The sequence below is a fragment of the Enterobacter cloacae complex sp. SYL003 genome, assembly GCF_049236925.1.
Classification (GTDB): Bacteria; Pseudomonadota; Gammaproteobacteria; order Enterobacterales; family Enterobacteriaceae; genus Enterobacter; species Enterobacter intestinihominis.
The window spans coordinates 1-13,918 of sequence record NZ_JBMKJK010000036.1 but is presented as its reverse complement, the minus strand read 5'-3'; the positions used below and the strand labels follow the sequence as shown (position 1 = coordinate 13,918).

The window sequence follows — 13,918 nt, the reverse complement described above, 5'->3', positions numbered from 1 at the left end:
TCAGAACCAGAGAAAGAAAATAAAATGCGATGCCATAACCGATTATGACAACGGCGGAAGGGGCAAGCTTAGTAAAGCCCTCGGTGCGGCGGACATTATCCGCGAACAGGCTGAACAGCACGGCATTGCGCGGGTAACGGATGTCTGGCTGGAAGTCGGCGCACTGGCGGATGTTGAGGAGAGTGCACTGCATTTCTGTTTTGATATCGCCTGCCGTGATACCGTGGCGCAGGGCTGCACACTGCATATTGATGTTATCCCGGCACAGGCATGGTGCTGGGATTGCAGCCGTGAGGCCGAAATCATGCAGCACGCCGGATGCTGTCCGCACTGCGGCAGTGAACGGCTGCGCATCAGTGAAGGTGATGATTTGCGGGTAAAAAGCCTGGAAGGTGAGTGAGTTTTACGCCGCCGCCGTATTCAGCAGCCAGCGGGCGAATTGCTGCATGGCCGGGGTTTCCGTACGGGACTGTAACCGCGTCAGCCAGTAGCCGCCGAGGGTGATTTCTGCGGCAAACGGCTGTACCAGTGCGCCTGACTGTAACAGGCGGCTGAACATACATACCGGTGCGATCGCTACCCCGGCACCCAGTTGTGCCGCCTCGGCCATGGCCAGTGAGGTATCGAACACCATTACCGGCTGTGACGGGGAAGGCGGTGTGCCGCCCGCACAATCCAGCCAGCGGCTCCATTCATCCCGGCGGAATGAGCGCAGCAGGGTAAAGCGGTGAACATCATCCGGCTGCTGTAACTGTTCTGCAATGGCCGGTGAGCACAGCGGAGCGTGTGGTGCACTGAAAATCAGTTCCGCATCTGACTCATGCCACGCGCCGTTACCGAAACGGATCGTATAATCATGCCCTTCCGCCGCCGGGTCCACATGATTGTTATGGGTGGAGATATGCAGATCAATATGCGGATGGCTGTCATAGAATCCGGCCAGACGCGGCAGCAGCCAGCCTGCGGCAAATGTTCCCACCGCACCGACTTTCACCCGCTCACGGAACTGCCCGTGAGAAAAACACTCCAGAGTATCCGCAATCCGGTCAAACGCCTCATTGAGCACCGGCAGTAATCCCTCACCTTCATGGGTCAGCACCAGCCCGCGCGAGACGCGGGTAAACAGCACACAGCCGAGTTGTTCTTCCAGCGCCCTGACCTGCTGGCTGACGGCGGCATGGGTGACATTCAGCTCAATCGCCGCGCGGGTAAAACTGAGATGACGGGCGGCGGCCTCAAAGGCGCGCAGCGGGTTAAGGGGGAGATAACGTCTGACCATAATCCACCTGTAAGTTTTTCTTTAGGCTCTTGTTATAAATAACCGTTTGTTCTGTCCGGTGAATCTGACGATACTTGCCGCCGTTACTCACACACGGAAGGTTAATTCTGATGAAAAAATCGTTATCTGCAACACTGATTTCCGCTCTGCTGGCGTTTTCCGCCCCGGGGTTTTCTGCCGCTGATAATGTCGCGGCGGTGGTGGACAGCACCATTAAACCGCTGATGGCACAGCAGGATATTCCCGGGATGGCGGTTGCCGTCTCCGTAAAGGGTAAGCCCTATTATTTCAATTATGGTTTTGCCGATATTCAGGCAAAACAGCCGGTCACTGAAAATACACTATTTGAGCTCGGATCTGTAAGTAAAACTTTCACAGGTGTGCTGGGTGCGGTTTCTGTGGCGAAAAAAGAGATGGCGCTGAATGATCCGGCGGCAAAATACCAGCCGGAGCTGGCTCTGCCGCAGTGGAAGGGGATCACATTGCTGGATCTGGCTACCTATACCGCAGGCGGACTGCCGTTACAGGTGCCGGATGCGGTAAAAAGCCGTGCGGATCTGCTGAATTTCTATCAGCAGTGGCAGCCGTCCCGGAAACCGGGCGATATGCGTCTGTATGCAAACAGCAGTATCGGCCTGTTTGGTGCTCTGACCGCAAACGCGGCGGGGATGCCGTATGAGCAGTTGCTGACTGCACGGATCCTGGCACCGCTGGGGTTATCTCACACCTTTATTACTGTGCCGGAAAGTGCGCAAAGCCAGTATGCGTACGGTTATAAAAACAAAAAACCGGTCCGCGTGTCGCCGGGACAGCTTGATGCGGAATCTTACGGCGTGAAATCCGCCTCAAAAGATATGCTGCGCTGGGCGGAAATGAATATGGAGCCGTCACGGGCCGGTAATGCGGATCTGGAAATGGCAATGTATCTCGCCCAGACCCGCTACTATAAAACCGCCGCGATTAACCAGGGGCTGGGCTGGGAAATGTATGACTGGCCGCAGCAGAAAGATATGATCATTAACGGTGTGACCAACGAGGTCGCATTGCAGCCGCATCCGGTAACAGACAACCAGGTTCAGCCGTATAACCGTGCTTCCTGGGTGCATAAAACGGGCGCAACAACTGGTTTCGGCGCCTATGTCGCCTTTATTCCGGAAAAACAGGTGGCGATTGTGATTCTGGCGAATAAAAACTACCCGAATACCGAAAGAGTCAAAGCTGCACAGGCTATTTTGAGTGCACTGGAATAATTTTTTTCCTGAACAGGCCCCTGCGGATACGCCGGGGCCGTAATTTAAGATTATTCCTTATGCAATAATTTGCTTTATGGGCTGTTTTATGGAGGATGAGAGTATCGGGCACTGACAGCTTCCGGCTGAACCGGATTTCACTGTGTGCTGCGGCAAACTGATGTCAGTCTCAACACACAGAGGAAAATGTTGTCATGGACGTTCTGCGTTTTATCCTCCGCTTACCTTTTATTTTGCTGCGTCTGGCGGCTCGCAGTCTTGTTTATCTCTTTACTCTGCTGGGTTTTCTGCTGCGCCCGTTCACCGGACGGATCCGCTGGGCGGTGCCGGGCTGGGTGACCTTTGCCGGTAATCAGCTTGCCCGGCTGGAGCGGGGGGGCAACCGCTATCCGAAAACCATATCTGCCTTATTATTACTGACTGCTGCGGTGGCAGCGGGCAGTTATTACACCTGGCACTGGTATCAGAACAAACCGAAGCCGGTGGATGTTGCGCCGCTGGTGGTGCAGGATATTTCCGCGTCTGTGCAGCGCCCTTCGGCGGTTAATTATAACCGTGATGATAATTCAGCGCAGATTGTGGTGGTGACATTCTCCCGCTCTGCCGCACCGGTAACGCTGATCGGTAAACCGGTCACCGCCGGTATTACCCTGACCCCCGCAATGGAAGGTGAGTGGCAGTGGCGTAATGACCGTAAGCTGGTATTCACGGCGAAAAAAACCTTCCCGATGGGGAAAACCTACACCGTCGATATGGATGCCAAAACACTGCTGGCTCCGCAGGTGGCGTTAACAGAGAAACAAAAAACCTTTACCACCCCTGAGTTTTATTATCGCGGCGGCCGGGCGGAGTTCTATCAGGATCCGCAAGATCCGATGAAAAAACACGCCATTATCGGCCTGACCTTCAATGCCCCCGCTGATGTCAAAAATCTGGAATCGCGTCTGTCTATGACCCGTGACGGCAAGCCGGTGCCGTATACCGTCACTGTAATGAACTGTTGTCATTTATGCTGACGCCCGTGCCGGGAGGCATTGATGTCCCAACCCAGCAGCTCGGCGAACAAAGCTGTAATTTATTATTTAGCCTGATTGCCGGTGAGAAAGGTTTACAAAATATCACCGTGGGTACACAAATATCGTTAGCCGACTCACTGGTATAAAAACTGGGGCATAACAATGCCCCAGTGCATTTTAGAATGCGTAATTCACACCGATACCTGCATAATGGAGTCTGTCGCTTTCACCTTCATTTCTATTGGTAGCGATCCCATGACACAAGAGACTACTCTGCCGCAAATTAACTGGGGGAATGTTGACTAAATGTTGCTTGCTTTTGTTGTTTCGGATATCAGGGTTGATTACCTGAATAGCGTTTCGACAATTTTGTCGCTGCCCGGCTCAACAAAGGTTCCAATACTAACGCCAGCAACATTTTTAGCGGACGTCGGGCCACGGACTTCACCGCCCACCCTGCTACCCCAGCCGGGCCATAGCGCAGCGCAGTCAGTAGCACCAGCTTACCTGCTATTTTAATGCCCGGCTTAACCCTTTGCCCGGCACGTTGCCAGCGATTATTCATTTCTAACCTCACAATTGGCGGAAGCGGCTGCGTAATGTAAAAGTATCAGACGTTACATAACGCTCCATCTCACGCAAACGCTTTTCACTTGCAGCCAGTTCACGATCGACAGCATCCAATAGCTCACCGCTTGATGGCTGCTGTTCTCCGGAAACCACGTTGTCTGGCATCGGATCCAACACAAACGTCAGTACGATGTAGGCGACAAAGGTGAAAAAGGCCAGACCAAAAAAGATGGACAGCACCACCAGGATCCGCACCAGTTTCACAGGAACATCGAGATAATGCGCAATACCCGCGCAAACCCCTTTCACCATGCCCTGCTGCGGTATACGCCACAGTTTTTTATTCAGATTAACGCCCCCCATTAGCGGTCCCTCCAGTTTGGATGTTCAGCATCAAGGATGTCTTCCAGCGCTTGAATGCGCTCACGCATCCGCTGTGCGTCCTGGTTAAGTTCTACCAGACGCTGTTGTTCACTTTGCGCCAGCTCGCCGCGACTGGAACGATTGCTGTAATGCAGCCAGAGCCAAATCGGTAAGACGAACAGCACAAAGATGGTTAACGGGATGGCCAGAAATAGCGCGCTCATGAGTACTCCTTACAGGTGATGAGCGGCGGCGCGTTCGGGCACCGCCAGATATTATTATTGCTTGTCTTGCTGCATTTTGGCTTTCAATTGCGCCAACTGCTCGCTGATTTCATCATCTGCTTTCAGGTCAGCAAATTGCTGATCCAAAGACTTCTGCTTACCGAAGTTATGGCTTTCAGCTTCAGCTTCCATTTGATCGATACGACGCTCAAAAGATTCAAAGCGAGCCATCGCTTCATCCAGTTTGCCGCTGTCCAGTTGACGACGAACATCACGGGAAGAACTCGCCGCCTGATGGCGCAACATCAATGCCTGCTGACGAGCACGGGTTTCACTGAGTTTGTTTTCCAGTTCACCGATCTCTTTTTTCATACGCGCCAGCGTATCGTCAACCAGCGTCACCTCATGCTCCAGGGAGGCAATCAGGTCAGTCAGTTTCTGCTTTTCGATTAACGCAGAACGCGCCAAATCTTCTTTTTCTTTACGCAGCGCCAGCTCTGCTTTTTCCTGCCACTCTGCCTGTTGGGCGCTGGCCTGTTCAATACGACGCGATAACTGTTTCTTTTCTGCCAGCGCGCGTGCGGAGTTGGAGCGCACCTCAACCAGCGTGTCTTCCATTTCCTGGATCATCAACCGCACCAGCTTCTGCGGATCTTCAGCCTTTTCCAGCAACGCATTAATGTTGGCGTTCACGATGTCGGCAAAACGAGAAAAAATACCCATAATGTAATCCTCACTTACTGTTCTGATATCGGGCAATGCCCTGCTGCTGTTCTAATGCACTTCGCATGCCAACTTTTTAATTCATTGAAATATTTGAAAATAACTAATTTTACCTGTCGGGATAAATAGGGTAAATTGGTGAATAACACTAACAAATGGTGAATTTCATCATGGCAGGATACAAAGATAATCTGCTGGGCGAAGCGAACAGCTTTATTGAAGTGCTGGAGCAGGTTTCTCGTCTCGCGCCGCTGGATAAACCTGTGCTGGTCATTGGGGAACGAGGAACAGGGAAAGAGCTTATCGCCAACCGCCTGCACTACCTCTCAACCCGTTGGCAAGGCCCGTTTATTTCACTTAACTGCGCCGCGCTCAACGAAAATTTACTTGATTCCGAACTCTTTGGGCACGAAGCGGGCGCCTTTACCGGCGCGCAGAAACGTCACCCAGGTCGGTTCGAGCGCGCCGATGGCGGCACACTGTTTCTTGATGAACTGGCAACCGCCCCGATGCTGGTACAGGAAAAACTGCTGCGCGTTATTGAGTACGGAGAGCTGGAACGCGTAGGCGGTAGCCAACCTCTGCAGGTCAATGTAAGACTGGTTTGCGCAACCAACGCCGACCTGCCACGCATGGTGAGTGAAGGCACGTTCCGCGCCGACCTGCTGGATCGTCTGGCCTTTGACGTGGTGCAACTTCCCCCGTTACGCGAACGTCAAAGCGATATCATGTTAATGGCTGAACATTTTGCCATTCAGATGTGCCGTGAGATCGGGTTACCGTTGTTTCCTGGGTTCACCGATGAGGCCAAAGAAACGCTCCTCCACTACCGTTGGCCGGGCAATATTCGTGAACTGAAAAACGTCGTGGAGCGTTCGGTATACCGACACGGGACCAGCGATTACCCACTGAATGAGATTGTGATTGACCCGTTCAGGCGTCACGCCGCACCGCCGCTGGCGCAAGAAACCAGACATACATCAGTAACCCTACCGCTGGATCTGCGTGAATTCCAACAGCAGCAGGAGAAGGAATTTTTGCAAACCAGCTTACAGCAGGCGAAATTTAATCAGAAAAAAGCCGCTGAATTATTAGGTCTGACCTACCATCAACTCCGCGCATTACTGAAGAAACACCAAATTTAGCGTGCAGGGGCAGACGTTGGACGCGAGAGTTAAAACAGTTTACCATGTTGCAATCACTGTATAAAAAAACAGGTTAATCATGATGACTCTGGCGTTAGTTGGCGAAAAAATTGACAGAAACAGGTTCACCGGTGAAAAAGTTGAAAATAGCACATTTTTCAACTGTGATTTTTCGGGTGCCGACCTTAGCGGCACTGAATTTATTGGCTGCCAGTTTTATGATCGAGAAAGTCAGAAAGGATGTAATTTTAGTCGCGCTAACCTGAAAGATGCCATTTTCAAAAGTTGTGATCTCTCCATGGCTGATTTCAGGAATATCAATGCGCTGGGAATCGAAATTCGCCACTGCCGGGCACAAGGGTCAGATTTTCGCGGCGCAAGTTTTATGAATATGATCACCACCCGCACCTGGTTTTGTAGCGCCTATATCACCAATACCAACTTAAGCTACGCCAACTTTTCAAAAGTCGTACTGGAAAAGTGCGAGCTGTGGGAAAACCGCTGGATGGGTACTCAGGTGCTGGGCGCAACGTTCAGTGGATCAGACCTCTCTGGCGGCGAGTTTTCATCCTTCGACTGGCGAGCAGCAAACGTTACGCACTGTGATTTGACCAATTCGGAACTGGGCGATTTAGATATCCGCGGGGTTGATTTGCAAGGCGTCAAACTGGACAGCTACCAGGCATCGTTGCTCCTGGAACGTCTTGGTATCGCTGTCATGGGTTAATGTTCAGGGAGCGGTATATGCCGCCCCCTGCCCTTATACAATATTGTCCGGGCTGGCTTTCCCCCTCAGACGTTTCGACTTCGGGGGCATAAACGTCAGAGGGTTCCGGTCCCCCCGTCAGAACACCATACCTGACCGGATGTATAGCTGTTCTCTTCAGCCGCTAAAGTGACATACAGCGGAGCAATTTCTACCGGTTGGCCAGGGCGACCAAGCGGCGCATTTGCACCAAATTTCTCAATTTTTTCCTGTGGTTGGCCGCCGCAGCACTGCAATACCGTCCAGTACGGCCCAGGCGCGACAGCATTTACACGGATCCCTTTAGGGGCCAGTTGCTTCGCCAGCGATTTAGTAAATGCCACTATCGCCGCCTTGGTCTGAGCATAATCAAGCAGGATCTCACTCGGCTCATAAGCCTGTACCGATGAGGTGTTAATAATCACGCTGTCTCGGGAGAAATGGGGAATAGCCGCCTTGGTGATCCAAAACATGGCGTAGACATTGGTCTTGAATGTCGCATCAAATTCTTCTGTGGTGAGGTCTTCGATCGATTCACAAAATTGCTGACGGCCTGCGTTATTCACCAGGATATCCAACCCTCCCAGCGCGTCTACCGCCTGTTTTACCAGATGGTTACAAAAAGTTTCGTCACGAATATCGCCGGGAATCGCCGCAACTTTTCTCCCAGCTTTTTTTATCAACTCAACAACCTCACGAGCATCGTCCTCTTCTTCAGGTAAATAATTAATCGCGACATCGGCGCCTTCGCGGGCATAGGCAATGGCAACAGCACGCCCAATACCTGAATCACCACCGGTAATTAATACCTTGCGACCATTTAACCTGCCGCTTCCCTGATAGCTTTGTTCGCCATGATCGGGGCGCGGTTGCATTTTTCCGGCGAGCCCCGGAAAAGGTTGTTTTTGATGTGGAAAAGGCGGCTGCGGAAAACGCTCTGAATTAGTTTTATTGGTGGTCTGTTTTCCTTTATTTAGGTCAGTCATTCAATCACCTCTCGTGAGTCATCATTCATCGCAAAGACTAATAAGCGTAGAACAAAATGAATGACATGGTCTTTATAATTTACCTACCACTTAATTTTCTCCTAATATTAACCTGGCTCTCACGACGATAACTTCACATAGCATTGAAATATTTCCTAGGATAAGTCCTGGTTTATTTATTTGTTCTTCCAGGCTGACACTTCTTCAATCAATACCGCCAGGCTAAAACGTACCGCCTTTTCAATGACGTCCTGGCAATCCCCGGAAAAACACTCACGTTTTGTTATTATCTGTCCGCGGAAATTCCACGCAAACCACACGGTTCCTGCGGGAGTACCATCCTCCCCACCCTCCGGCCCTGCATATCCGCTGATGGCTATACTGATATCGGTTTCGGCTTGCTGACGTATTCCTACAGACATCTCACTGACCGTTTGCTCACTAACGGCGCTATATTTCTTCAGCGTACTGGCCCGCACGTCGAGCATTTTCTGCTTGGCGCGATCGCTAAAGGTTATAACGCCGATATCATAAAATTCTGCGGTATCCGCCTGTGCGCAAAGCGCCGCGGCCAGCTTTCCTCCTGTACAGGATTCTGCGGTGGTCAACGTTAAATCGCTATCAATGAGCGTGTTTGCAAGCCGTTTTGTCAGTTCATTGACTGTTTTTGCGTCATTGTACTCCGTATTCATTACCGCCTCGCTAATTCTCTTCAGGAATGACAGAAATATGTCCGTTGCGTTCCAGAATGGCATACTTGATTTTACTTGATTCGGTAATCCCCTGATTTTGTCGCGCAGCGACTAATATATCTTCAAGAGAGACATCCACTTTCTTCATTTTATCTAATAAAGGGATCCCGTGATCAAGCAGGATAACCGGGGAACCATCCAGCACGGATTCGGCCCCACCCACCTTTTTTTTAATGAAACCGAACAGAATATCAATAGTAACCAGAGTGACAATCGTGATCATGGCGCCGGTTATCGAAAAATCATTACCCAACAAGGCTTGTTGAGTTGCTTCACTGATAATCAGTAATAAAATCAGATCGAAGCTGGTCATTTGTAATAATGCCCGGCGACCTGCTATTTTGAAAACCACCAGCAAAATAAGGTAAATGGCGGATGCCCGGAAGACCATCTCCATACTCACCTCCTAGGGATAAATAAATTGTCTGAAGCGGATTTCAGGTTCGCCATTTAGCTGGAGAAAACTCTTTACGCTTCCTGGCTTCACGGGCGTAACCCGCAGCCAGATAGTAAAGTTCTGCATTGCTTCAGAATCATTGTAGACGAGGTAAAGATCGTTCCCCTTGCTGTACATGCTGTCTGGCTGCGGCCAAATATTTTCCATTTCATAAAATTTGTTGAAATCGCCGCCAATGCGCAACGTCTTGTTCACAGAATCATACTTTTGTGCAGAGATTTTAAATTTAAATTCCGTTTGCAAGCGCCCAAACCTTTCGTACTGTAACCCTGTTGTCTTTAAGGTGTTTTTTCTCGTCACCTCACTTAAATATCCGCCGGAAAACGCTCCCACCGAAGCAAGAAAAACAATGCAGAGCAAACAGATAAAACCAATCTTGTGAAAGCCAGATTCAAAATTCAGAAAACGCAGGCTCTCTTTTACTCCTTGAAAATGGGTTTTCTCTCTGTTCATCTCCCCGCCTCGCTTATATAACACCAAGCCGTTGTTTTATTGAAAAATTACAATTTGAGACTTATCCCACTCGCCAGATTAATAAATAGCTACCAAACTTAATAAGTCAAATCAATTTCAATGGAGGCTCTATGAAAATATCGTTCGCCCCCTTACTGTTCTGTTTTTTATTGCCATCAGCGTTTGCCGATGATAATGGCGGATTGAAAAAAGATACCGCCCCGCCACCTGCCCATGCACTGGATGAAGGCTATCGCGGCACTGAAAATGCAAGAATCATGACCGTCGAACAAGCTAAAACCATGCATGACGGTGCGACCATCTCTTTACGAGGTAATCTCATTGAGGATCAGGGAGGAGATAAGTTTATCTTCCGTGACAAAACCGGCAGTATCAATACGCTAATCCCGCTTGCGGTCTTTGATGGCCGAACGATAAAACCCGATCAAATGATCAGCATTAACGGTAGCCTTGACGCTAAAATGCAACCGCCGGTGGTGCGCGTTAATAAAATCCAGAAGTAATACCTCAGCCGGGAAGAAATTCACTCTTCCCGCCTCCCACACAACAGATTCATTTTCCCCGTCAGACACCTCACATAATCTCTCTGGCAGCAAATCCAGCGTTTAAGCGAGTCAGAGGGGCCATGAAAATGCTAAGATAGCTACAAGAGTATATGCAAAGTGGATAGCGGGTATGAATTTTGACCAGTACGCGATGTCGAATTCGCGGTTATCAACCCCACTGCCCCAAAAACAAACGGTAATGGCAAATGTCATTAAGTATTAGTAAGATAGCTTCTTTATATATAACCCTTTAAAATTATGCGCCTGGTTTTATCATCTCTGATCGTGATGGCTGGATTTCTGAGTGGTCAGGCTGCAGCTGCGCCTGAGCAGGCCTCGTACGCTGATATTCGTGACAGTGGCTTTGTCTATTGCGTTAGCGGGCAGGTCAATACGTTCAATCCACAAAAAGCAAGCAGCGGTCTCATCGTAGACACATTAGCGGCCCAATTGTATGACCGACTGCTTGATGTCGATCCCTACACCTATCGCCTGGTGCCAGAACTGGCTGAAAGCTGGGAAGTATTAGATAACGGCGCAACCTACCGCTTCCATTTACGACGCGATGTTCCGTTTCAAAAGACTGCCTGGTTCACGCCCACCCGCAAACTAAATGCGGACGATGTGGTATTTACCTTCGAGCGCATCTTTGATCGCCAGCATCCGTGGCATAATGTCAATGGTAGCAGTTTTCCTTATTTTGATAGCCTGCAGTTCGCCGATAACGTCCAAAGCGTGCGTAAACTGGACAACAACACCGTTGAATTTCGCTTAAATCAACCCGACGCCTCCTTCTTGTGGCACCTTGCCACACATTATGCCTCTGTGATGTCGGCCGAATATGCCGCCAAATTAGCAAAACAGGATCGCCAGGAATTACTCGACAGACAACCCGTCGGCACAGGCCCGTACCAACTTTCAGAAAATCGTGCAGGCCAATATATTCGCCTACAACGGCATGAAAAATTCTGGCGTGGTACCCCCTTGATGCCGCAGGTCGTGGTGGATCTCGGCTCTGGCGGGACCGGACGCTTATCGAAATTACTGACCGGCGAGTGCGACGTCCTGGCATGGCCTGCCGCCAGCCAGCTCAGCATACTGCGTGATGACCCGCGGCTGCGCCTGACGCTGCGTCCGGGGATGAATATCGCCTATCTGGCGTTCAACACGGATAAACCGCCGTTGAACAACCCTGCCGTACGACATGCGCTAGCGCTGGCCATTAACAACCAACGGTTAATGCAATCTATTTACTACGGTACGGCGGAAACCGCGGCATCTATTTTGCCTCGCGCCTCGTGGGCTTATGACAACGAAGCTAAAATTACCGAGTACAACCCGGCAAAATCGCGCGAGCAGTTAAAAGCGCTGGGGCTGGAAAACCTGACGTTACAACTCTGGGTACCTACCAGCTCTCAGGCCTGGAACCCCAGTCCGCTGAAAACCGCAGAGCTGATTCAGGCTGATATGGCTCAGGTGGGTGTGAAAGTGAAGATCATCCCGGTAGAGGGCCGTTTTCAGGAGGCGCGATTAATGGATATGAACCATGATCTGACGTTGTCCGGTTGGGCAACTGACAGTAACGATCCTGACAGCTTTTTCCGACCGATGCTTAGCTGTGCCGCCATTAACTCGCAGACCAATTTTGCCCACTGGTGCAATCCCGAGTTTGACAGCATTTTGCGCAAAGCCCTCTCTTCGCAACAACTCTCCTCGCGAATTGATGCCTACGACGAAGCGCAAAATATTCTTGCGCGCGAGTTGCCGATCCTGCCTCTGGCCTCTTCGCTCCGTTTGCAGGCTTACCGCTATGACATCAAAGGGCTGGTGCTCAGTCCGTTCGGCAACGCTTCTTTTGCCGGGGTTTCCAGGGAAAAGGCTGACGAGGTGAAAAAACCATGATTATCTTCACCCTACGCCGATTTTTATTATTGCTGGTCACTTTGTTCTTCCTGACCTTTATTGGCTTCAGTCTGAGTTATTTCACCCCCCATGCGCCGTTACAGGGCGCATCGCTGTGGAACGCTTGGGTATTCTGGTTCAATGGCCTGATTCACTGGGATTTTGGTGTGTCCAGTATTAACGGCCAGTTGATCTCAGAACAACTGAAAGAGGTGTTCCCGGCAACAATGGAACTGTGCATTCTGGCATTTGGTTTTGCACTAATGGTCGGGATCCCCATCGGCATGTTGGCGGGCATAACGCGTAATAAATGGCAGGATCGTTGCATCAGCGCATTGGCTCTGATGGGCTTCTCTATTCCGGTTTTTTGGCTGGCGCTGCTGCTGACGTTGCTATTCTCACTAACCCTCGGCTGGTTACCCGTATCAGGGCGTTTTGATCTGCTTTATGAAGTAAAACCCGTAACCGGGTTTGCCATTATTGACGCCTGGATCTCCGACTCGCCCTGGCGCGATGAAATGCTGGTCAGTGCCATCCGCCATATGGTGCTTCCGGTGTTAACGCTCTCCGTGGCACCGACGACGGAAGTTATTCGTCTGATGCGTATCAGCACTATTGAGGTCTTTGATCAAAACTATGTCAAAGCGGCGGCGACTCGTGGTCTGTCACGGTTAACGATTTTACGCCGTCACGTACTGCACAACGCTCTCCCACCGGTTATCCCGCGCCTGGGGTTACAGTTTTCCACCATGCTGACGCTGGCGATGATCACCGAGATGGTCTTTAGCTGGCCAGGTCTTGGCCGTTGGCTGATTAACGCGATTCGCCAGCAGGATTACGCGGCGATTTCGGCGGGTGTGATGGTGATTGGCTCACTGGTTATCATTGTTAACGTGATCTCTGATATTTTGGGTGCTATGGCTAACCCTCTGAAACATAAGGAATGGTATGCCTTACGATAGCGTCTACAGCGAAAAGCGCCCGCCTGGTACGCTGCGCACCGCATGGCGCAATTTTTACGGCGATGCAACCGCAATGATCGGCCTGTATGGCTGTGCTGGACTGGCAATTCTGTGTATTTTTGGTGGTTGGTTCGCGCCTTATGGCATCGACCAGCAGTTTCTTGGCTACCAGCTTTTGCCGCCGTCATGGTCACGCTATGGCGAAGTCTCTTTCTTCCTCGGGACTGATGACCTGGGGCGTGATGTTTTAAGCCGCCTGCTTAGCGGTGCGGCCCCGACCGTGGGCGGTGCGTTTGTCGTCACCCTTGCCGCCACGTTGTGTGGCTTATTGCTTGGCGTGGTTGCCGGGGCAACACACGGTTTGCGCTCCGCGGTGCTGAATCACATTCTGGACACCCTGCTGTCGATCCCTTCACTGTTGCTGGCGATTATTGTGGTGGCTTGGGTATAGGAAGTATAAACCACCTTTTTGCTCCTCATCCGAAGTATCTTACCTGAAATTCCCTCACTCGTTTACCGCTCAAG

18 protein-coding genes and 2 pseudogenes are annotated in these 13,918 nt (G+C 50.8%); 10 read left to right on the top strand and 10 right to left on the bottom strand.

Going from position 1 to position 13,918, the window contains the following annotated elements; genetic code table 11:
• On the bottom strand, positions 1–142 hold a 142-nt coding region (locus ACOT1A_RS24055), incomplete at its 3' end, for an SMR family transporter (protein WP_237766525.1).
• Between ACOT1A_RS24055 and hypA the strand changes: the two genes are divergently transcribed.
• Complete coding sequence (gene hypA, locus ACOT1A_RS24050) at positions 95–400, top strand: hydrogenase maturation nickel metallochaperone HypA (protein WP_050583588.1); 306 nt, start codon at positions 95–97, stop codon at positions 398–400. The genes ACOT1A_RS24055 and hypA overlap by 48 nt on opposite strands.
• Positions 401–403: 3 nt before the next feature.
• On the opposite strand, the gene ampR is transcribed toward hypA, so the two are convergent.
• Entirely contained in the window at positions 404–1,279 is an 876-nt protein-coding gene (gene ampR, locus ACOT1A_RS24045) for a LysR family transcriptional regulator AmpR (protein ID WP_004193231.1), read from the bottom strand.
• A gap of 110 nt (positions 1,280–1,389) precedes the next feature.
• Here ampR and ACOT1A_RS24040 point away from each other — a divergent pair, with 110 nt between their 5' ends.
• The 3 genes and pseudogenes from ACOT1A_RS24040 to ACOT1A_RS24030 all read left to right on the top strand — a co-directional run.
• Positions 1,390–2,529, top strand: coding sequence for an extended-spectrum class C beta-lactamase DHA-1 (locus tag ACOT1A_RS24040; RefSeq protein WP_004236386.1), 1,140 nt, complete (start codon positions 1,390–1,392; stop codon positions 2,527–2,529).
• Between the two features lie 194 nt (positions 2,530–2,723).
• Positions 2,724–3,545: a hypothetical protein gene (locus ACOT1A_RS24035; protein WP_013214003.1), complete on the top strand. Its 822-nt coding sequence runs from the start codon at positions 2,724–2,726 to the stop codon at positions 3,543–3,545.
• A pseudogene (locus tag ACOT1A_RS24030) lies at positions 3,503–3,691 on the top strand (LacI family transcriptional regulator); the annotation flags it as partial. The gene ACOT1A_RS24035 and the pseudogene ACOT1A_RS24030, both read left to right, overlap by 43 nt.
• A gap of 188 nt (positions 3,692–3,879) precedes the next feature.
• Here the strand turns inward: ACOT1A_RS24030 and pspD are convergent.
• Genes pspD through pspA form a run of 4 tightly spaced genes read right to left on the bottom strand, consistent with a single transcriptional unit; the run spans position 3,880 to position 5,425 of the window.
• The gene (gene pspD, locus ACOT1A_RS24025; RefSeq protein WP_004193241.1) at positions 3,880–4,110 is read right to left on the bottom strand and encodes a phage shock protein PspD; all 231 of its coding nucleotides are present in this window, start codon (positions 4,108–4,110) and stop codon (positions 3,880–3,882) included.
• An 8-nt stretch (positions 4,111–4,118) separates the two neighbouring features.
• The gene (pspC, locus tag ACOT1A_RS24020) at positions 4,119–4,478 is read right to left on the bottom strand and encodes an envelope stress response membrane protein PspC (RefSeq protein ID WP_004193243.1); all 360 of its coding nucleotides are present in this window, start codon (positions 4,476–4,478) and stop codon (positions 4,119–4,121) included.
• On the bottom strand, positions 4,478–4,702 hold the full coding sequence (gene pspB, locus ACOT1A_RS24015; RefSeq protein WP_004193245.1) for an envelope stress response membrane protein PspB: 225 nt from the start codon (positions 4,700–4,702) through the stop codon (positions 4,478–4,480). The genes pspC and pspB overlap by 1 nt, the downstream gene beginning before the upstream one ends.
• 54 nt (positions 4,703–4,756) lie before the next feature.
• A complete protein-coding gene (gene pspA, locus ACOT1A_RS24010) occupies positions 4,757–5,425 on the bottom strand; it encodes a phage shock protein PspA (RefSeq protein ID WP_003020532.1) in 669 nt (222 codons plus the stop codon).
• 155 nt (positions 5,426–5,580) lie between these two features.
• Here pspA and pspF point away from each other — a divergent pair, with 155 nt between their 5' ends.
• Both pspF and ACOT1A_RS24000 read left to right on the top strand, forming a co-directional pair.
• The gene (gene pspF / locus ACOT1A_RS24005) at positions 5,581–6,570 is read left to right on the top strand and encodes a phage shock protein operon transcriptional activator (RefSeq protein WP_017900991.1); all 990 of its coding nucleotides are present in this window, start codon (positions 5,581–5,583) and stop codon (positions 6,568–6,570) included.
• A gap of 82 nt (positions 6,571–6,652) precedes the next feature.
• A complete protein-coding gene (locus ACOT1A_RS24000) occupies positions 6,653–7,297 on the top strand; it encodes a quinolone resistance pentapeptide repeat protein QnrB4 (RefSeq protein WP_017900990.1) in 645 nt (214 codons plus the stop codon).
• A 95-nt stretch (positions 7,298–7,392) separates the two neighbouring features.
• On the opposite strand, the gene ACOT1A_RS23995 is transcribed toward ACOT1A_RS24000, so the two are convergent.
• The 4 genes from ACOT1A_RS23995 to ACOT1A_RS23980 form a co-directional block, all read right to left on the bottom strand.
• Complete coding sequence (locus ACOT1A_RS23995; RefSeq protein WP_004193260.1) at positions 7,393–8,301, bottom strand: SDR family oxidoreductase; 909 nt, start codon at positions 8,299–8,301, stop codon at positions 7,393–7,395.
• Between the two features lie 176 nt (positions 8,302–8,477).
• Positions 8,478–8,993, bottom strand: a complete 516-nt coding sequence (locus tag ACOT1A_RS23990) for a 2-oxo-tetronate isomerase (protein WP_017900989.1) — start codon at positions 8,991–8,993, stop codon at positions 8,478–8,480.
• A 10-nt stretch (positions 8,994–9,003) separates the two neighbouring features.
• Positions 9,004–9,450 (bottom strand): DUF421 domain-containing protein, encoded by a 447-nt coding sequence (locus ACOT1A_RS23985; RefSeq protein WP_004193264.1) that lies wholly within the window; start codon positions 9,448–9,450, stop codon positions 9,004–9,006.
• Between the two features lie 9 nt (positions 9,451–9,459).
• A complete protein-coding gene (locus ACOT1A_RS23980) occupies positions 9,460–9,963 on the bottom strand; it encodes a hypothetical protein (RefSeq protein WP_004193267.1) in 504 nt (167 codons plus the stop codon).
• Positions 9,964–10,094: 131 nt separating this feature from the next.
• Here ACOT1A_RS23980 and ACOT1A_RS23975 point away from each other — a divergent pair, with 131 nt between their 5' ends.
• The 4 genes and pseudogenes from ACOT1A_RS23975 to ACOT1A_RS23960 form a co-directional block, all read left to right on the top strand.
• Positions 10,095–10,487, top strand: coding sequence for a YdeI family stress tolerance OB fold protein (locus ACOT1A_RS23975; protein WP_004193269.1), 393 nt, complete (start codon positions 10,095–10,097; stop codon positions 10,485–10,487).
• A gap of 300 nt (positions 10,488–10,787) precedes the next feature.
• Positions 10,788–12,431, top strand: a complete 1,644-nt coding sequence (gene sapA / locus ACOT1A_RS23970) for an ABC transporter substrate-binding protein SapA (protein WP_004193272.1) — start codon at positions 10,788–10,790, stop codon at positions 12,429–12,431.
• Positions 12,428–13,393 carry a peptide ABC transporter permease SapB gene (sapB, locus tag ACOT1A_RS23965; protein WP_004193276.1) on the top strand — a complete coding sequence of 322 codons (966 nt, stop codon included), beginning with the start codon at positions 12,428–12,430 and terminating at the stop codon, positions 13,391–13,393. Before sapA ends, sapB begins: the two co-directional genes overlap by 4 nt.
• Positions 13,380–13,838: pseudogene (locus ACOT1A_RS23960) on the top strand (peptide ABC transporter permease); the annotation flags it as partial. The gene sapB and the pseudogene ACOT1A_RS23960, both read left to right, overlap by 14 nt.
• Between the last annotated feature and the right edge of the window lie 80 nt (positions 13,839–13,918).